This is a genomic window from Pedobacter nototheniae (assembly GCF_004335085.1).
GTDB classification, from domain to species: domain Bacteria; phylum Bacteroidota; class Bacteroidia; order Sphingobacteriales; family Sphingobacteriaceae; genus Pedobacter; species Pedobacter nototheniae.
The window spans coordinates 93020-112223 of record NZ_RQRS01000009.1; the positions used below are offsets into that span (position 1 = coordinate 93020).

General features: G+C 36.3%; 14 protein-coding genes. 7 read left to right on the forward strand and 7 right to left on the reverse strand.

Annotated features, from left to right (window positions below):
* Positions 1-83 precede the first annotated feature (83 nt).
* The 3 genes from EHC72_RS09840 to fumC form a co-directional block, all read right to left on the reverse strand.
* Positions 84-890, reverse strand: a complete 807-nt coding sequence (locus tag EHC72_RS09840; RefSeq protein WP_131537516.1) for a S1/P1 nuclease — start codon at positions 888-890, stop codon at positions 84-86.
* A 1-nt stretch (position 891) separates the two neighbouring features.
* Entirely contained in the window at positions 892-1443 is a 552-nt protein-coding gene (locus EHC72_RS09845; protein WP_246029412.1) for a fumarate hydratase, read from the reverse strand.
* 73 nt (positions 1444-1516) lie between these two features.
* Complete coding sequence (gene fumC / locus EHC72_RS09850; RefSeq protein WP_131537517.1) at positions 1517-2914, reverse strand: class II fumarate hydratase; 1398 nt, start codon at positions 2912-2914, stop codon at positions 1517-1519.
* 218 nt (positions 2915-3132) lie between these two features.
* On the opposite strand from fumC, the gene hisS reads away from it, so the two are divergent.
* Positions 3133-4524, forward strand: a complete 1392-nt coding sequence (gene hisS / locus EHC72_RS09855; RefSeq protein WP_131537518.1) for a histidine--tRNA ligase — start codon at positions 3133-3135, stop codon at positions 4522-4524.
* 82 nt (positions 4525-4606) lie between these two features.
* On the opposite strand, the gene EHC72_RS09860 is transcribed toward hisS, so the two are convergent.
* Positions 4607-5338: a class I SAM-dependent methyltransferase gene (locus EHC72_RS09860; protein ID WP_131537519.1), complete on the reverse strand. Its 732-nt coding sequence runs from the start codon at positions 5336-5338 to the stop codon at positions 4607-4609.
* A 119-nt stretch (positions 5339-5457) separates the two neighbouring features.
* Between EHC72_RS09860 and EHC72_RS09865 the strand changes: the two genes are divergently transcribed.
* Positions 5458-6765 (forward strand): MFS transporter, encoded by a 1308-nt coding sequence (locus EHC72_RS09865; protein ID WP_131537520.1) that lies wholly within the window; start codon positions 5458-5460, stop codon positions 6763-6765.
* On the opposite strand, the gene EHC72_RS09870 is transcribed toward EHC72_RS09865, so the two are convergent.
* Positions 6762-7652: a bestrophin family protein gene (locus EHC72_RS09870; RefSeq protein ID WP_131537521.1), complete on the reverse strand. Its 891-nt coding sequence runs from the start codon at positions 7650-7652 to the stop codon at positions 6762-6764. The genes EHC72_RS09865 and EHC72_RS09870 overlap by 4 nt on opposite strands.
* A 136-nt stretch (positions 7653-7788) precedes the next feature.
* On the opposite strand from EHC72_RS09870, the gene EHC72_RS09875 reads away from it, so the two are divergent.
* Together EHC72_RS09875 and EHC72_RS09880 are read left to right on the forward strand one after the other, a co-directional pair.
* Positions 7789-9312 (forward strand): MFS transporter, encoded by a 1524-nt coding sequence (locus EHC72_RS09875; protein WP_131537522.1) that lies wholly within the window; start codon positions 7789-7791, stop codon positions 9310-9312.
* A 3-nt stretch (positions 9313-9315) separates the two neighbouring features.
* A complete protein-coding gene (locus EHC72_RS09880; protein WP_131537523.1) occupies positions 9316-9567 on the forward strand; it encodes a DUF6814 family protein in 252 nt (83 codons plus the stop codon).
* Between the two features lie 322 nt (positions 9568-9889).
* On the opposite strand, the gene EHC72_RS09885 is transcribed toward EHC72_RS09880, so the two are convergent.
* Together EHC72_RS09885 and EHC72_RS09890 are read right to left on the reverse strand one after the other, a co-directional pair.
* Complete coding sequence (locus tag EHC72_RS09885; protein WP_131537524.1) at positions 9890-11074, reverse strand: class I SAM-dependent rRNA methyltransferase; 1185 nt, start codon at positions 11072-11074, stop codon at positions 9890-9892.
* A 45-nt stretch (positions 11075-11119) separates the two neighbouring features.
* A complete protein-coding gene (locus EHC72_RS09890) occupies positions 11120-12154 on the reverse strand; it encodes a LacI family DNA-binding transcriptional regulator (RefSeq protein ID WP_131537525.1) in 1035 nt (344 codons plus the stop codon).
* 271 nt (positions 12155-12425) lie between these two features.
* Here EHC72_RS09890 and EHC72_RS09895 point away from each other — a divergent pair, with 271 nt between their 5' ends.
* From EHC72_RS09895 to EHC72_RS09905, 3 genes are read left to right on the forward strand one after another with little or no spacing between them, the layout of a single operon-like run.
* The gene (locus EHC72_RS09895; RefSeq protein WP_131537526.1) at positions 12426-15662 is read left to right on the forward strand and encodes a SusC/RagA family TonB-linked outer membrane protein; all 3237 of its coding nucleotides are present in this window, start codon (positions 12426-12428) and stop codon (positions 15660-15662) included.
* Positions 15663-15679: 17 nt separating this feature from the next.
* Positions 15680-17527: a RagB/SusD family nutrient uptake outer membrane protein gene (locus EHC72_RS09900; protein WP_131537527.1), complete on the forward strand. Its 1848-nt coding sequence runs from the start codon at positions 15680-15682 to the stop codon at positions 17525-17527.
* Between the two features lie 16 nt (positions 17528-17543).
* Complete coding sequence (locus tag EHC72_RS09905) at positions 17544-19139, forward strand: DUF4957 domain-containing protein (protein ID WP_131537528.1); 1596 nt, start codon at positions 17544-17546, stop codon at positions 19137-19139.
* Positions 19140-19204: the final 65 nt, after the last annotated feature.

Here is a 19204-nt window from a genome sequence, read left to right on the forward strand (position 1 = left end):
GAAGAAATCAGAACAAAGAGAAAAAAAAGAGCGTATTTAGGCATTAATATTTAGATGAGAGAGGCGATATTTACGGTTATAATCTAACCGTAAATATCGTTTAAAATTTTCGCTAAACGAACCCCACCTTTAAGCAATTGCTCGTTTACGGTAGCAATCCATTCAAAATTGTAGCGGTAGCTTAATTTTGCGTCTGGTTTAATATTATCATAAATTTTATTGCAAACATTGTATGATTCGTAAACAGCATCTTTTAGGCTACTGCTTTGCCAATTAGCCAATTGTATAGCCGAAGGATGGTTAATTGCTTTTGCATATTCTGTATAGCTTAATTGCTGATAATCGATTAAACCTTCATCCCATACTTTATGCAGGTTAGATTTTTCACCAAACCATAATAATGAAACCCGGTTACCACCCAAATCTTCTTTACGTGCCGTGTGCATTGGCTGATGTAAATCGCCAACCAGGTGAACCAACATACGTATAGCAAGTTTTTTCTCGTCTAATGTGCTTTTCGAATTTTTGAGTACAGCAATTAAATCAGGGATTTTATTGTACACATTAGGTCCTTTTTCAGTTTCCAGATAGTTAAAAACACCATCTTTTGTTAGTCCTGCAGCAAGGTTTACAAAATGCCAGTTGTACATATAATTGTAGGTAGAATCTGATTTTATAAAGTCGCCCCAATTAGCAGACATGCCCAACGATTCGCCGCCTAAAATGGCTTCTATTGATTTACGGGTTTTAGCTTTTAGATAACTATCAGCAACCTCGCCCACAATACGGTGACCAAGCATACCCCAAGCACTTGCTTTTATTGGCATGTAGGCTAATGCGACAAACATTAAGCCTGTAAATAATTTCTTTTGAATGGATGTAAATATCATTTTATAATTCTTTTTGTACGCAGGTAATTTTTTCTTTCAAAGTTAAAGTTGTTTCTCGTTGATCGCTTAAACTTTGTAGTAACAATGTGTTTGCAGATGATTTTTTAATCAGAAAGTTTTTATCATATCTGCCGATGCGGTAACAACCGGAAATTTTTTGCTTGTAATTGGCGTGTGTAAATGTTCCGCCTAAAAACAAAGTATCGCCCCTAACGGCATAAACGCCTTTTGCATATTCTTTCCAAACACCGTTGTTGTAGCAAGAATCTTCATAAAAATTAACCTTGCTGTGCGTGGTTAAGTCTACATAAAAAGAATCACAGGTAAATTTGAAATGATGTTGAGTATAGTTAGTTAATTTATTACTAAAAGCGACAGAATCTTCATTCCAAACACCCTGCATAAAAACCTCACCCTTGCCTTGTATATTAGGGCTAAAGGAGCAACTTGCAACAAGCAATGCGATAAAAGTAACGAGAGAAATATAAAAAAGCCTTAAACCTGAATTGTGCATTGTATTTTTAATAGAATTTGTTTTGTTTAATGCAGGCATTTTTAAAAGGGTAGTAAATTTATAACCCCAAAGTTATTACGCTTTGGGGTTTTATGTGTTAATTGAGTTAAGGTTATTTTAAGCTTCCAACCATATCTTCTGGTCTAACCCATTCATCAAACTGCTCATTGGTTAATAAACCAAGTTCAACTGCTGCTGCTTTTAAAGTTTTATTTTCTTTATGTGCCTTTTTAGCAATTTTAGCTGCATTTTCATAACCTACATGTGGATTTAATGCTGTAACCAACATTAACGAATTTTGCAAGTGTTTCTCAATTTCAGGCAAGTTTGCAGTAATACCTTCTGCACATTTATCATTAAAAGATACGCAGGCATCACCAATTAAGCGTGCCGATTGTAAAACATTAGCTGCAATTAAAGGTTTGAAAACATTTAGCTCAAAATGACCAGTTGCACCACCAATAGAAACGGCAACATCATTACCCATTACCTGTGCGCAAACCATAGTTAAAGCTTCTGGCTGTGTTGGGTTTACTTTACCGGGCATAATTGATGATCCTGGTTCATTATCAGGAATTACAATTTCGCCAATACCACAACGTGGGCCTGAGCTTAACATACGTACATCATTAGCCACCTTCATTAAAGAAACAGCTGTACGCTTTAATGCGCCAGATAATTCAACCATAGCATCATGTGCCGCTAAAGCTTCGAATTTATTTGGAGCAGTTATGAAAGGCAAACCTGTTAAATCGGCAATTTTTTTAGCCACTAAAACATCATAGCCTTTTGGTGTATTTAATCCTGTACCAACAGCCGTACCACCTAAAGCAAGCTCAGCAACCATTACTAAAGCATTTTTAATGGCTCTAATGCTGTTATCAATTTGTTGTACGTAACCAGAAAACTCTTGGCCTAAAGTAAGTGGTGTTGCATCCATAAAGTGGGTACGACCAGTTTTAACAATTGTACTAAACTCTTCAACCTTTTTAGCTAAAGTATTACGCAATTTCTCTAAACCAGGAATTGTATTTTCAACTGTAAGCTTATATGCAGCAATGTGCATAGCAGTTGGGTAGGTATCATTAGATGATTGCGATTTGTTCACATCATCATTTGGATGTAGTACTTTTTTATCATCAGAAAGCTGACCACCATTAATTACGTGTGCACGGTTGGCAATAACTTCGTTCCCATTCATATTGCTTTGGGTACCCGAACCTGTTTGCCATATTACCAGTGGAAACTGATCATCCAGTTTACCTGCAATAATTTCATCACAAGCTTTAGCAATTAATTCTGCTTTATCGGCAGTTAAAACGCCTAATTCGGTATTGGCTAAGGCAGCGGCTTTTTTAAGGTATCCAAAAGCATGTACAATTTCTTTTGGCATTGAACCTTCTGGCCCAATTTTAAAGTTGTTGCGTGAGCGTTCGGTTTGTGCACCCCAGTATTTATCGGCAGGTACCTGTACCTCGCCCATGGTATCGTGTTCTATTCTGAAACTCATTATATTTTTGATTTTGTTATCGCAAATTTAGTTTTTTTGCCATTAAACCAAGGTATTATATTGGATATTTAGATAGATATGATAAAAGTATTCGGTAAGCCTAATGCCTAGGTTTCGCTCTGCCCAATTGCCTTATTCCTTTTAATTGTTTTTATGGTACAATAAAAGAAGCATTTGAGCTGTATTAATAAACATTACATTTTTGTACTTTTGCGGCTATGTCAGTTATTAAACCCTCATTAGCAAAAGGTACCCGCGATTTTTCTCCGGTAGAAATGGTTAAACGCAATTTTATTTATGATACCATTAAAACGGTTTTCAAAAAATATGGTTATGCAGAAATCCAGACACCAAGTATGGAAAACCTTTCAACGTTAACAGGAAAGTATGGTGATGAAGGTGATAAATTGATCTTTAAAATTTTAAATTCTGGAGAGTTTTTAAACGATCCTAAAAAGAAATCTTTTGATTTTTCCGAAGAAAACAACAGTAATAAATTAGTTTCGCTAATTTCTGAAAAGGCCTTACGTTACGATTTAACTGTGCCCTTTGCACGCTATGTAGTGATGCACCAAAATGACATTACACTACCGTTTAAACGTTTTCAAGTACAACCAGTTTGGCGTGCAGATAGACCACAAAAGGGTAGATACCGCGAATTTTATCAATGCGACGTGGATGTTGTTGGTTCAGAAAGTTTATTAAACGAAGCCGAATTTATTCTGATTTATGATGAAGCTTTAGGTAAATTAGGCCTTAAAGATTTCGTTATTAAAATTAATAATAGAAAAATTCTATCAGGCATTGCCGAGATTATAGGTAAACCTGATTTAATAATTGATATGACTGTTGCCATTGATAAACTTGATAAAATTGGTTTAGATGGTGTAAGTAAAGAGTTATTAGAACGTGGTTTTACAGAAGAGGATTTAGAAAAACTTCGCCCGGTAATTTTGCTCGAAGGAACAAATGAAGAAAAGCTTGCAAGCTTAAAATCTGTTTTAGCAACTTCTGAAACGGGCTTAAAAGGTATTACAGAAATTGAGCAGGTTTTTGAATATGTTGATAGTTTAATTGCTTATGCATTGCCACTTACAGCAAAATTAGAGCTTGATATTACTTTGGCTCGTGGCTTAAATTATTATACGGGCTGTATTTTCGAAGTTAAAACCAATGAGGTTGCAATGGGAAGTATTGGTGGTGGCGGTCGTTATGATGACTTAACTGGTATGTTTGGCCTTAAAGATTTAACCGGGGTTGGTGTTTCTTTTGGTGCCGATCGTATTTATGATGTTTTGGAAGAATTAAATCTTTTTCCTTTATCGGCAGAAATAGGCACAAAGGTTTTGATTAGCAATTTCGATGCAGAAGCAGAAAAATACGCTTTACCCATTCTTCAACAGTTTAGAAATGCAGGAATTGCTGCCGAGCTTTATCCCTCATCAGCAAAGCTTAAAAAGCAAATGGCCTATGCTGATGCTAAGAAAATTCCTTATGTAATTTTAATCGGTGGCGATGAAATTGCAAGTGGAGAACTTACCTTAAAAGATATGCAAAGTGGTGAACAGAAAAAGTTAACTACACTTGCCATTCTTGATTTACTAAAATAAAACTTACACAAGTATATTTCGTTTTTTAAAGAAAAAGAACAGTCACTCAAAATTGTTCTTTTTCTTTAATTAGGCAAAACAATTAACGACCAACTCTTAGTAAGATCGGGAAAGTGATGTCTTTCTCTGCATCATCTCCCCAAGCTTCTTTTAAAGCTGTAAACACAAATTCGATGGGGTTTTTATCATTCGCTTTTTTATAGTGTTGTAATGATGACCAAGTATTTAGGTAACCAATCAACTGATCGAATTTCCATGTTGTTTTAATAGAAAAATGCGGTGGAGCAATCTCTTCAAAAGGAAAAGGAATTGTTTTATATCCTTCCTCAATATAGCGACGCTCTTCATCCCAATATTTACCTAAAATTTCTTCATAAAGCTTATTAATTACAACATCTAATTTTTTATCTATCTGCATTATACCATAACCAATAGCGGCAAAAATACCTCCAGGCTTTAAAGTTCTTTTAACTTCCAGGTAAAAAGCATCAAAGTGAAACCAATGGATGGCTTGCGCTACAGTAACCAAATCAAAAATATGATCGGCAAAAGAACTGCGCTCGGATGGTTCAACCAGGTAAGAAATATTATCAGCCTTTGCTGCATTTTTCAATTGATTCTCACTAATATCTGTTCCAAAAACTTGCTTAAAATGCTTCGCAAGTTCGCGGGCAACTTGTCCGTTACCTGTTGCACAATCCCATGCAATATTTCGTCCATTGGTTAGCGAAAGCAAGAAATCATATAATTCGGCAGGATAAGTAGGTCGGAACTGCGCATATTCTGCTGCCTGGGTTGAAAAATTATCTTTCATATTCTATTGTTTAAAACCTCATGGTTGGGAAAAACTAAAACACAAATAAGTTATATTTGTTCTGCATCTAACCGTTCAATAATTCTAATTTAAGCCATTCGTGCTAAAACCTTCGTTGTATGAATAAAACTTCTGATACTTTACAAAAAGATGAGATTAAGGATGTGGAATACAGGCTTAAATCTATATTTGGAGGTTCTATTGGCAATTTAGTTGAGTGGTACGATTGGTACACTTATTCTGCCTTTGCCTTATATTTTTCTCCAATCTTTTTTCCTAATAGCAACCCCACGGCCCAGCTTTTAGATACCGCCGGTATTTTTGCCGTTGGCTTTTTAATGCGCCCAATTGGCGGATGGCTATTCGGAAGCATTGCTGATAAATATGGCAGAAAAAGATCAATGACGCTATCTGTTTTTATTATGGCAATTGGCTCTTTAATTATTGGTTTAGCACCAGGATATAATCAAATTGGCGTTGCAGCACCGCTTTTATTACTTTTTGCCAGGCTTATACAGGGTTTAAGTACTGGTGGTGAGTACGGAACTTCTGCTACTTACTTAAGTGAAATGGCAACAAAAAAGCACCGTGGTTTTTATTCAAGCTTTCAATATGTAACATTAATAGGCGGACAGCTTTTGGCTTTAGGTATTCAACTAATTTTACAAAACTGGTTATTAACATCGGCAGAATTACACGCATGGGGTTGGCGGATTCCCTTTTTTATTGGAGCAATCCTTTCATTTATTGCCTTGTATTTACGCAGGCATATTAACGAAACTTCGGCTTTTAAAGCAACTAGTGAAAAAGCAGAAAAAGGCGGAATTAGAGGTCTTTTAAAATACCCGAAAGAAGTTTTAACGGTGGTAGGTCTTACGCTCGGTGGCACAATAGCCTTTTATACTTTTAGTACTTACATGCAGAAGTTTTTGGTAAATACGGTTCATTTAACTAAAGAAAAATCGACTCTTTTATCTTTCGCTTCGCTCTTAGTTTTTGCCATTTTACAGCCTTTATTTGGTTTACTATCTGATAAAATAGGCAGAAAACCCTTGCTAATTGGCTTTGGTATATTGGGTACGCTTTGTACCTATCCAATTTTAACTACTTTAACTTTTGCGACAAGTACAACCGTAATATTTTTATTAATGATTGGTGCCTTAATTATTGTAAGTGGCTATACGAGTATAAATGCGGTGGTAAAAGCAGAACTATTTCCGGCACACATTAGGGCATTAGGTGTGGGCCTTCCTTACGCACTAACTGTTGCCATTTTTGGCGGTACCGCAGAATATTTAGCGCTTTGGTTTAAAAATATCGGGCATGAAAATTACTTCTATATCTACGTGAGTTTTTGTGTGTTAATTTCGTTGGTTTTGTACAGCACAATGAAAGACACTAAACATCATTCTAAAATAGAAGATTAAAGCACATACTCTTCATTAATGGGTTTTACCGGTTCAGGAATATCTTCTTCTTTAAGCATTTGAAGCAGATTAATTTCTATTGTTCTTGTAATCTGATTAAGTGGTACACCTGCAGAATTATTTTCGAAGGGATTAACTAAACTCATTCCATTAATTTGAGTTGATACAAATACAAAGCCTATCATCCAACCTAAAAAGATAGAGAAAACACCTGCCGATTGGCTGATAACCAAGGTAAAGGTTACTACAAAAAGCCAGATAAAAACCTTAGTTAAATAGGTATAAGTAGTAGGAAAAATTGTGTTTTTAATCCGCTCACTCATTCCCATTGAGTCAGAAAAACGTGTAAGCATTTCATTAATCTCAATAAACCTAAAACCATCTATAGCATTTGCCTTAGATAATTTCTGCAGATCTCTGGATTGAATATTCAAAATAGCATTGTGTGTATTATTGTGCTTGTCAATTTCCTTTAAATCATCGGGAGTTAAATATTTAATATAAATCTCATCAACGGTCCCCCTTAAATTGGCTTTTAGGGCGTATAAAAAAGCAATGTGCCTAAAAACCATTCTTTTTACAGCCTCATCATCATTATCTACATAATTAATTAAGCAACGGGCAAATGAGCGGGAATCATTAACTAAAGCGCCCCAAATTTTTCTACCTTCCCACCATCTATCGTAGGCCTGATTATTATTAAAACCAATAAAAAAAGCAATTGCCGTACCTAATACTGCTGGAATAATAGAAGAAACCTCGAAATGATGAGAAATTAAATATTCACGAATCAAATAAGCTCCGGTACAGGAAACGATCATAATAAGATCAACCTGCCATGTATTTCTTAAAATTCTACTTAAGCGAATGTTTTGTACTAATAACATATAAAATTATTTACGAGTGAAAATACAATTCTAAAAGCGAAATGTTTGCGCATGTAACAATTTTAGTTACAATCTTTTGTTAAAAACCTTATCCTCTTAAAATTAATCTATATTAGAAAAACCAAATATTCCTTTCATGAGTGAAATCATCCCTAAAAACAACATTTTTAAAGTTATTGGTGCGTCATCCCTCGGCACTTTAATTGAGTGGTACGATTTTTATATTTTCGGCAGTTTAGCGGTAATTATCGGTCATCAGTTATTTCCTGAAGATGCTGGAGCATCAGCACTAATTAATACACTTGCCATTTTTGCAGCGGGTTTTATTGTACGTCCTTTCGGAGCTTTGGTTTTCGGTAGATTAGGTGATTTAATTGGTCGCAAATATACCTTCCTTTTAACATTGGTGTTAATGGGCGGCTCTACCTTCTTAATTGGATTAATTCCTTCATATAAAAGCATTGGATATGCTGCGCCTATATTAGTTTTAATTTTAAGGCTGATCCAAGGTTTAGCCTTAGGTGGCGAATACGGTGGCGCCGCAACCTATGTAGCCGAGCATGCACCCAAAAACCGACGAGGATTTTTTACAAGTTGGATTCAAACCACCGCAACGCTTGGTCTTTTTCTTTCATTGGGCGTAATTGTAATTACCAAGAATATTTTAGGTGCCGAAACCTTTGGTAACTGGGGTTGGCGGATTCCTTTTTTATTATCAATTGTGCTTGTAGTAGTTTCGATTTACATCCGCATGAAAATGCACGAATCGCCCATGTTTTCAAAGCTAAAATCTGAAGGCAAGGTTTCTAAAAACCCACTTAAAGAAAGTTTTAACAACCGTGCGAATTTCAAAATGGTTTTGCTTGCCTTATTTGGCGCAACTATGGGCCAGGGCGTAATTTGGTATACAGGCCAATTTTATGCGCAATCATTTTTAGAGAATACCTGTAAACTCGATTTCAATGATTCCAGGTATATTTTACTCTGGGGTATTGCCTTTGCAACACCCTTCTTTGTGGTTTTTGGTGCCTGGAGTGATAAAGTTGGCCGCAAATGGATTATGCTTGCAGGTATGCTTCTCGGTATTATTTTTTACCGTCCAATTTATCAAACCTTTTTAAATGATACCGATTACAGCAAAATTGAGCAAGTAGACATTTCTTATTCTACCGTTAATCCTTCATCATCAATACTTATTGCAAACACGAGCGATAGCCTAAGATCAACAGCAACTACAGTAATTTTAAAAAATGGAGCTTCATTTACAAAGCTCCGCACAGATACCATTTCTGCATCAGGAAAGATTCTTCCAGCTAAAACAGCATTAAAAGATAAGGTTTTGCCTACAGCTACCTTTTGGAAATTTGTGGGTTTAATTTTCTTTCAAATTTTATTGGTAACCATGGTTTATGGCCCAATTGCTGCCTTTTTGGTCGAGCTTTTCCCTACAAAAATCAGGTACACCTCCATGTCGTTGCCTTACCACATTGGCAATGGTGTTTTTGGAGGTTTAGTTCCTTTTATTGCCACACTGATTGCCAGTTTTTCAGGCTCAACACCCTTATCTGGCCTTTGGTACCCAATTGGAATAGCCGCATTAAGTTTAATTATTGGAACTGTTTATTTATCAAATAAAAGAGACGAAAACATTAACGATTAAATAATGAAAGTATTAAAGAAATTTTTAGGATTAATTTGGATGGTTTTAGGTCCGCTAGCCATGACTTTTCTATTTATACAAGCCATTGAAAAAGTTGGTTTAACACATACCGATATTGAAAGAACAAATACCATTTTACAATGGGCAATTATTCTATTTATCTTTTTACCAATTAGTTTAGGCTTAATGATTTTTGGCTTTTACGCCTGGAAAGGAGAATACGACCAGCTACCTGAAAGTTCAGAAGAAATTTGATTTCTCGAAGACATAGTTACTTTAAATATAGGAAACTATTTGAAAATGAACGGTCAGGAATATTTGGGAAACAGTAGTCCCGCTAACGTTACTGCCCCGATAAAAATCGGTGGCATTCACTCATATCGGGTTTAAATACAAAAGTTTAGATTAAGCCAAAATTTCCTAATTCTTAAACCTGATTGAAGCGTCATCCCGACTTTTTAGTCGGATAAAGCGGAAAGCAGGAACAATCTTTCAAGAGAATTACAGTTCTTGCTTTCCAAAAAAAATATCGCATTCCATAACCGCTTGTTAACGGTTTGAAATAAATATGTAGCGCTTAAAGCACTCTAAGAAGCAATCCTTTTAAATATTCACCTTCTGGAAATGAAATACGAACAGGGTGATCTTCTGGCTGACTAAATTGCTTAATAATTTGAACTTCTTTGCCGGCATCAAGCGCAGCCCAGGCAATAATTTGTTTAAAGGTTTCTAAATCTACTGCTCCTGAGCAAGAAAAAGTAGCCAATAAACCACCTTTTTCCAGCAACAACATACCCAAACGATTTAAGTCTTTATAAGCCCTTGCAGCCCTATCTAAGGCCGAGCGTGATGGTGCATATTTTGGTGGATCAAGTACAATTACATCAAATAATTCCCCTGATTCTTTAAAGGCTCTGAGTTGTTTATTCACGTCAGATTGTATTGCGGTAACTTTAGCCTCATCGAAATGATTTAGTGCAACATTTTGTTTTAAAGTTTCAACAGCAAGGCCAGAACTATCCACACTGGTAATACTTGCGGCACCATTTGCTAAACTGTTTAAACTAAAACCACCGCTATAGCTAAAGCAATCCAACACTTTTTTACCTTTTGTATAACTAGCCAAAATGTGCCTGTTATCACGCTGATCGCAATAAAAGCCAGATTTTTGCCCTTCAGCAATATTGATATTATAACGGATTCCGTTTTCTTTTACTTCTAAAAATTCAGGTGGATTTTCGCCCCAAAGCAAACCATTTTCAATAGGTAAACCTTCATGACCGCGAGCAGTGGCATCACTTTTATCAAAAATACCTTTAGGTTTTAATTCTGTTCTTAAAATTTCAACTAGGTCAGTTTTTACTTTTTCTATGCCTGAAGATAAAATCTGAAGGGAAAGGAAATCGCCATATTGATCTACAATTAAGCCCGGTAAAAAATCTGCTTCGCTAAATACCAGGCGGCATGTATTTGTTTCATCACTTAAAATAAACTGGCGTGATGCTATGGCTTGTTTCAATCGGTTTTGGTACCACTCTTTATTTATCAATTGGGTTTCATCCCACTCTAAAAGGCGCACAGCCACTCTGGAGTTTGCGTTGTAATACCCGTAGGCTAAAAACTCATTATCAAAAGCAAATACTTTAACTACATCACCATTTTCGGGTTTTCCTTTAACTTTATCTAGTGCGCCAGAAAATACCCATGGATGTCTTTGTAATGCAGCTTTCTCTTTGCCCTTTTTTAATATGATTTCTACCATGCCGCAAAGGTAAGTAAAAGAGCGGTAGGATGGAAAAAGAGAAGATTAAAGGAAGCGATTTCCTGATTGCTTGTGCATTTTAACCAGTTCTGTATCTAAAACACGGGTTTCAAATTCAGTTACAGGTCGTTTAGCTTCAATCATTTTAATAAGTAATTCTGTAGCCACTTGTCCCATTTCAAATGCTGGTTGCTTTACTGATGTTAATGATGGCGAAAACAAATTAACCAAATTAGAATTAGTAAAGCCTGCAATTGCAATTTTGTGGGCTACCTCCGGGTTGGTGTTTTTTAAGGCCATAATACAACCTGTGGTTAGGCGATCGCTTGATATAAAAATGCCATCGGGCTTAAGTTTCAGTAATTCCTTTACAGCCACTTCTAATTCTTCGCTATGCATACCGCCATGCTGACAATATTTTACAAGCTCAGGTTTAAATTCTATATGGTATTTAGCAAGTGCTGCTTTATACCCTTCGAGTCTTTCTTTAGTGTTAGATAAAGTTTCTGAATTGGTTAAATGGGCAATTACTCTTTTACCTGATAAAATAAGATGCTCGGTTGCATCAAAAGCACCTTTAAAATTATTGGCAATTACTTTATGGGTTTCAAAATTTTCGGGTACACGATCAAAGAAAACGATGGGTAAACCGCGTGCATAAAGATCTCTCAGGTAGTCTATATCCTCAGTTTCTGAAGATAGGGCAATCAATAAACCATCAATAGAGCGGGATGCCAAATGCTCTACGTTGAGCTTTTCTTGTTTGTGAGATTCGTGACTTTGAGAAATTATAACATGATAATCTTTATCATAAGCGATGGATTCCATGCCGTTTATAACCTGAGAAAAGAAATTATTCGCAATTTCACTAACTATAATTCCGATAGAATAGCTACGACGTTCCTTTAAGCTACGTGCAATTGGATTGGCTCTATAGTTTACCTTTTCGGCGTATGCAAGCACTACTTTCTTAGTTTCTTCACTAATTTCGTAACGATCTCTCAAAGCCCTGGAAACGGTGGATGTAGAGAGTCCTAAAGCTTTGGCAATATCTTTTATTGTGGATGTTTCAAGTCTCATATTAAGTACCAGTTCCGAATTTACAAAAAATATCCGTTAAGCTTGGCTAAAGTTAAAATTAACAGCATTACCTGACAACGTTAACGGGAACGATTGCACAGTTTTTTGGTTAAATCTGAGTTCAATTAATATTTAGTTTGTAAAATTGTTAAGCTAAAATAAACCAAATATTAACCATCCCTTAAAGTAAAAACCAAGAATAATATTCTTTGTGTTGTAACAGGCACATTCTAACCGGAAACCAAATTAATTTCAAAATAAATAAACGATTATGAGAAGAGTTTTACTCGTATTAACATTTCTCTCTTTTTCTGTTGGCCTGGCACTTGCGCAAAACAAGCAGGTAACGGGTATAGTAAAAGATAAATCAGACGGGCAACCGCTGGTTGGAGTAAGTGTTAGCATTAAAGATTCAAAAATTGGCGCCAGTACCGATGGCAATGGTGCTTACAAAATAAGTATCCCCGCAAAAGGTGCTATTTTAACGTTTACCTACGTGGGGTATAAATCACGCAGTATTGCTGTTAGCGATCAATCTAAGCTTGATGTAAGTTTAGAAGAGGATGCAAACACCCTGCAGGAAGTTACTGTAAACATCGGTTACGGATCTGTAAGAAAAGAAGCTTTAACTGGTTCAGTTTCATCTATCGGAGGTAAAGATATAGAGCAATTTCCGGTAAGTACAGCGGCACAGGCCCTTGCAGGTAAATTAGCAGGCGTTTCGGTTACCACAACAGAAGGTAGCCCGGGTGCAGAAATTGTAATTAAAGTGCGTGGTGGAAGTTCTTTAACGGGCGATAACTCTCCGCTTTATATCGTTGATGGGATTCAGGTAGAAAATGCACTTTCTATTTTATCCCCTAACGAAATTCAATCTATTGATGTTTTAAAAGATGTGGCGTCAACATCTATTTATGGTAGCCGTGGCGCAAATGGTGTAGTTATTATTACCACAAAAGGTGGGAAAAATGGCCGTACCATTGTTTCATTTGATGCTTATGGTGGTGCCAGACAGATTGTGAACAAATTGGATGTAATGAACCCTTATGAGTTTGTAAAATACCAATACGAGTTGTACAACAACAATACGGCGCAAACGGTAAAAGACGATTTTACTAAAAGATACGGCACTTTTGAGGATTTAGATATTTATAAAAATATTCCAAAAATTGATTGGCAAGATAAAGTTTTCGGTCGCCAGGCCTGGAGCAATACACAGGTATTAAGTGTTGCTGGTGGTACAGATAAAACAACTTTTAATTTCTCTGTAAATAATACCGGCGAAGACGGAATTATGCTTAACTCGGGCTATAAAAGAACTTTTGCTTCTTTCCGCTTTGACCATAAAATTTCAGATAAGTTTCGTATGGGTGTAAACGTTCGTTACAGCCGCCAGCGCATTGATGGTGTAGGTACATCATCTACAGGATCTCAAGGTACAAACCGTTTAAGAAATGCAGTTCGTTATCAACCATATTCTGGTGGTGGAGATTCGGGCGATTTATTTGATTCTGATTATTTAACAACCTTTTTAACTAATCCAATTACACTTGCTGGTCAGGAATTAAAATACGATTACAGAAACGACTTAATCAGCAGTGGCTATGTTTCGTATCAAATATTAAAAAACTTATCATTTAAAAGTACCATCGGTATGAACTTTACCGATAGAAAAGTGAATACTTTTAATGGTGCAGTGAGTAATGTTGGGCGCAATAACGGGGGGTTACCTGCCATTCAGTTAGATAATTCGAATCAACAATCTATTATCAATACCAATACTTTAAACTATAGACCAAATTTAGGAAAGAATCATAGTTTAGATCTTTTGGTAGGGCAAGAAATTAACATGTTGGATCTTAAATCTAACAGCAGTACCATTAAGTGGTTTCCGGCTGGAATATCTGCTGATGAAGCATTTGGAAGTATCCAGAAAGCTGAGCCACCAACTGGCTCTGTACAGGATAAACCAACATCTCTTATCTCGGGTACAAGACAGTTTTCTTTATTCGGAAGAGCATCTTATGGCTTCCAAAACAAATACTTGGCTACAATAAACTTTAGAACTGATGCTTCTTCTTTATTTGCGCCAGGGAAACAATGGGGTTATTTCCCATCGGCACAAATTGCATGGAGAGCAACCGAAGAGGAATTTGTTAAAAAGATGCAGTTAGATTGGCTTAATAACTTTAAAGTTAGAGTAAGTTACGGTGCAGCAGGAAATAATAGAATCGGACAAGATTTATTCAGAACTTTATTTTATTCTAACTCAACTCTTGGTGGCTACGCGGCAACTGATGCTTCAGTTTCAACTGGCCTAATTTCAGGATCATCTAATGGAACAGTTCTTTCAAATCCAAATATTACGTGGGAAACCAATATTTCAAAAGGTGCAGGTATCGATATAGATTTATTTAAAAATAAATTGTCGTTAAACTTGGATTACTATGATAACAGAACTAAAAACCTACTTCTAAACGCGAATATAGCTTCAACAACTGGTTACAACACGCAGCAACAGAACGTAGGTAAAACACAAAATAAAGGTTTTGAGCTTCAGATAAACTACAACGCCATTAAAACTAAAAACTTTACTTACAATACCAGTTTCAACATTTCATTTAACAAAAATAAAATTGTTGAGTTGCAAAATGGTGTAAATTCTTACATTACCCAATCGGGCTGGGTAAATAGTTTAGGCGATTTTAAAGTTGAAGTGGGGCAACCTGTTGGTCAGTTTTATGGCTTTATATCTGATGGTCGCTATACTGTTGATGATTTTACTTATGTACAAAACACCAATGGCAGTTACACGTATACTTTAAAACCTAATGTACCAAACAGCTCGGTATTGTTAGGTAACAGAGCACCACAACCAGGCGATATGAAAGTTAAAAAACTTTCTTCTTCTGCCAGTATGTTAATTGGTGATGATGATAGAACTGTTTTAGGTACTTCGCAACCAAAATTTACAGGTGGTTTTAACAATCAGTTTGCTTACAAAAACTTTGATTTAACTGTTTTCGTTAACTTCTCTGTAGGTAGCAAGGTTTATAACGCAAATAAGCTTGAGTTTACTTCGCAATACAATGTTAAGGATAACAATCTTTTATCGGTTATGACTGATCGCTGGCAAAATTTTGATGCCAATGGCATTAAAATTACCGATCCAGTTTTGTTAACGGCAATGAACGAAAACACCACGCTTTGGACGCCTACAACAGGTAACTACGCTTTAACTTCTTATGCGATAGAAAACGGTTCGTTTTTAAGAATCAGCAACGTAACGCTTGGTTATTCATTACCGGAAAAACTAATGAAAAGAACAGGCGTGATTTCAAAATTAAGAATTTACGGTACGGTGAATAATTTATATACCATAACAGGTTACAAAGGATATGATCCTGAGGCAAATACCCGCAGATCAAACCCACTTACTCCTGGAGTTGATTATGCGGCTTATCCACGCAGCAGGTACATTTTAGCTGGTATTAACCTGGTATTTTAATCATTAGCATAACAGAAATGAAAAATAAAACGATACAATCTGCTTTAATGGTAATGGCTATTGGAGCATTAAGTTTAACCTCTTCTTGTAAAAAATATTTAGATGTAGAATCCCCTTCAAGCACTACGCCAGAATTGGTTTTCGAAACCCCAAGTACAACAAACTCTGCCCTTATTGGTGTTTATAATAGGTTGTGTGGCGATAATGGTTATGGCAACAGGCTATCAACCATTTATCCGCAAACGGCTGATGACTTTAAAACATCGGGTAGTTACAGTTCATCTGATCGCCGTGGAATTAGCATGTACGGAGCAAGTTCTGACAATACGGAGCTTGCCAATCCTTTTGCACAATTATATTCAGGTATAGAGCGTGCCAATTTATGCATTAAAAACATTCCCTTATCTAAAGCCTATACAAGTGGATCTGCCTCAGATAAAGCACTTATGCAAAGATATTACGGTGAGGCATTGACTTTACGTGCACAGTTTTTTTATGAATTAATAAGAAACTGGGGTGATGTACCTGCTGCATTTGTTCCATCTGCAGAGCTTCCATCAACCAATATGCCTAATGTTAATCGCGATAATACCTACGATCAGATTATTGCCGACCTTAAAACTGCAGAAGATTTAGTGCCTTGGAGAAGCGCACTAACAGAATATGGTAGCTTCCGTTTTACAAAAGGTGCGATTAAAGGCTTAAGAGCACGAATTGCATTAGCAAGAGGTGGCTATTCTTTAAGAACAGAAACACATACCATGGAACGCAGAGCGGATTATTTGAAATTTTATCAAATTGCTTATGATGAGTGCTTGGATATTATGAATCACCGTGGCGACCATGATTTAAATCCGGTTTACGAAAACATTTTTAAATCTTTACATGGAGCTCGAGTGGATGATAAGCACGAATTAATATTTGAAGTAGCCGCTTTTGGAAGTAATGCCTCTACGGATAGTAAATTGGGTTATTACAATGGAATTCGATTTAATTCTGCGTCTACCTTCGGATCAGGCGGTGCAGGTATGAATGCAATACCTACTTATTTTTATGAGTTTGATGCATCTAAAGATTGCAGACGTGATGTAACGATTGGCGTTTTTGAAATTGTAGCTTCATCGAAAAAAATTATCAATACGCTTAACAATTTTACCGATGGCAAGTTTCGTAAATCATGGACAGCCTTTAATGGCTCATCTGCATCTCAAAATTTTGCTGTAAACTGGCCAATATTACGCTTTGCAGATATTTTATTAATGTACGCAGAAGCTGATAACGAAATTAATGGTGCTCCATCGGCTGCAGCCATAAAAGCTTTGCAAGATGTACAAAAAAGAGCTTATGCAGGTTTCGAAAGCCAAATTCCGGCAACACCAACTGATAAAAGTGGTTTCTTTAATGCACTTGTAAAAGAGCGTTTATTAGAGTTTGGTGGCGAAGGTGTACGTAAATACGATTTAATCCGCTGGAACTTAATGGCAAGTAAATTTGCCGAAACACGTACAAAACTAAGTGCATTAATTGCTGGTACAGGGCAGTATGCAGGTATTCCTGATTACATTTATGCTAAAGAAGGCACGTACTTACAAGGAACCAGCGTACAAGAAGTTGCTACATTGGATCTTTATGGTGGCACACCAAACAACGTATTCATTACGCCAGGCTTAGGTACGTCAAGTGCCCCAAGTGGCAGCGGTTACACAGTAAAAAACTGGAGAAAATCGCTTACAGAAGAAAATATGAATACCAGCACTTCAACTGGTTTTGCATACTATTTTGAGGCCAATAAAAAAGAACTCTTCCCATATCCTAAAACTGTTTTGATTGACAATACGGCTATGGTTCAAAATTATGGTTACTAATTTTTAAGCATTAGTTATGAAAAAATTTATATATCAATTTAGCCTTTCATTTGCTGTGGTTTGCTGCATGGCAGTTGCTATTACATCTTGCAAAAAAACTGAGGATGAACCCAGCGAAACCGCAAGGAGCTTTAAACCAAGAGATGTAAAAGTTACTACAGCAGAAACATCAGCTAAATTAACCTGGACGGCTCCGCTTTTAGCAAGTGGAAAACTTAGTTACAGCGTCGATTTCTCTGTAGATTCTTTATTCTCTACTATAAAATATTCGGCCAAATCAGATACCACCGGGTTAGTGGTTACAGAAGCAAATTTAAGTTTAAGAACTAAATATTATGCTCGTATTAAAGCATCAGCAGCAAATGTTCCTGAATCAAAATATTTGGTTAGTTCTGCCTTTTCAATTGTAGGTACACAATTATTTAGAGATGATTTAACAGATGCTGGAGAAACCAACGTTGCACTTTTTTACAAAACACTTCCGCAAGGCTCAACAATTGTATTAACTCCAGCAACAGGTTCAGCTACAACTATTACTTTAACGGCTGCTGATATTGCAGCAAAAACTTACATAGCGGCAGGATTAACACCAAATACAAAATATACAGCAGAAATTTTTGTTGGCACTAAAAGCTATGGCTATTTAACTTTTAGCACCCTGGAAACCGTTGTATACACCATACAAGTTGGTCCAGCAGATAATTTGACTACCATATTGGCAAACGCAGCTGATAAAGCTGTTATTGGCTTGGCAGATGGTACTTATAATTTACCAACGGCTGTTACATTATCTGGCAAAACAATTACACTACGTTCTATTAATAATAACCCTAATACAACAAAAATAAACTTTAAAGGGTTTACACTTTTAGGTACGGGTGCTGGGCTTAAAGTTGCAGGCATTGATTTTGATGGCACCACTTATTCTGCCACCTATTTTGCCGATTTAACTAGTGCTAGTAGTAATGCCACAGCAGCAACATTTACCAACATAGCTGCTGATAACTGCAAAATACATGGTATTGGAACTGGAATTGTAAGAGGTGATAGATCTACAGTGAACAACTATAGTATTGGCGATATTACATTTAATAAATGCTTAATTTACGATGTAACCGTTAATAATTATTACATGTTCCACCTGAATAAGCTTTTGTTTAAAACCTTATCGGTTACCAAAAGTACCTTGTATAATTTTTCTCCAGGTTTAGTAAATGCGACAACTGTAGTATCTGCTGCGCCAACAATTAGTTTTGCAAATTGTACCATTAATAATTTTGGTGCATCGAGCATGTATTTGTTTTTAACTTCAGGTTCAAATCCAGTTAGCTTTTCAATGAAAAATTCAATCATTGCAAATGCTCCAAGATCAGGAATAGTGCCTGGGTTAATTAGTGCAACGTCAGCAACAACGATTAACAACAATAATGCATTTAACCTAACGGATGGTTCAAATGGCACATTAGCGTTCCCGGCATCAGCAATTGCTACAACAAACATAAATTTAGGCTGGACAGCAGCTACAACAAACTTTAAGCTCCCAACAGATTCTCCATTGTTAACTGCTTCTTCTGGCGGCGGTGCAATTGGCGATCCTAGATGGACCTATTAAATAACGTGATCACATCCCGAGGGGCAGATAATTTTATCTGCCCTTTTTTTTGAAAAATTATTTAT

Bases quoted from the DNA above. Each gene is read 5' to 3' on its own strand.
- EHC72_RS09840 (WP_131537516.1), bottom strand. From the start codon at position 890: ATGATATTTACATCCATTCAAAAGAAATTATTTACAGGCTTAATGTTT.
- EHC72_RS09885 (WP_131537524.1), bottom strand. From the start codon at position 11,074: ATGGTAGAAATCATATTAAAAAAGGGCAAAGAGAAAGCTGCATTACAA.
- EHC72_RS09890 (WP_131537525.1), bottom strand. From the start codon at position 12,154: ATGAGACTTGAAACATCCACAATAAAAGATATTGCCAAAGCTTTAGGA.
- EHC72_RS09895 (WP_131537526.1), top strand. From the start codon at position 12,426: ATGAGAAGAGTTTTACTCGTATTAACATTTCTCTCTTTTTCTGTTGGC.
- hisS (WP_131537518.1), top strand. From the start codon at position 3,133: ATGTCAGTTATTAAACCCTCATTAGCAAAAGGTACCCGCGATTTTTCT.
- EHC72_RS09905 (WP_131537528.1), top strand. From the start codon at position 17,544: ATGAAAAAATTTATATATCAATTTAGCCTTTCATTTGCTGTGGTTTGC.
- EHC72_RS09900 (WP_131537527.1), top strand. From the start codon at position 15,680: ATGAAAAATAAAACGATACAATCTGCTTTAATGGTAATGGCTATTGGA.
- fumC (WP_131537517.1), bottom strand. From the start codon at position 2,914: ATGAGTTTCAGAATAGAACACGATACCATGGGCGAGGTACAGGTACCT.
- EHC72_RS09875 (WP_131537522.1), top strand. From the start codon at position 7,789: ATGAGTGAAATCATCCCTAAAAACAACATTTTTAAAGTTATTGGTGCG.
- EHC72_RS09845 (WP_246029412.1), bottom strand. From the start codon at position 1,443: ATGCCTGCATTAAACAAAACAAATTCTATTAAAAATACAATGCACAAT.
- EHC72_RS09880 (WP_131537523.1), top strand. From the start codon at position 9,316: ATGAAAGTATTAAAGAAATTTTTAGGATTAATTTGGATGGTTTTAGGT.
- EHC72_RS09860 (WP_131537519.1), bottom strand. From the start codon at position 5,338: ATGAAAGATAATTTTTCAACCCAGGCAGCAGAATATGCGCAGTTCCGA.
- EHC72_RS09870 (WP_131537521.1), bottom strand. From the start codon at position 7,652: ATGTTATTAGTACAAAACATTCGCTTAAGTAGAATTTTAAGAAATACA.
- EHC72_RS09865 (WP_131537520.1), top strand. From the start codon at position 5,458: ATGAATAAAACTTCTGATACTTTACAAAAAGATGAGATTAAGGATGTG.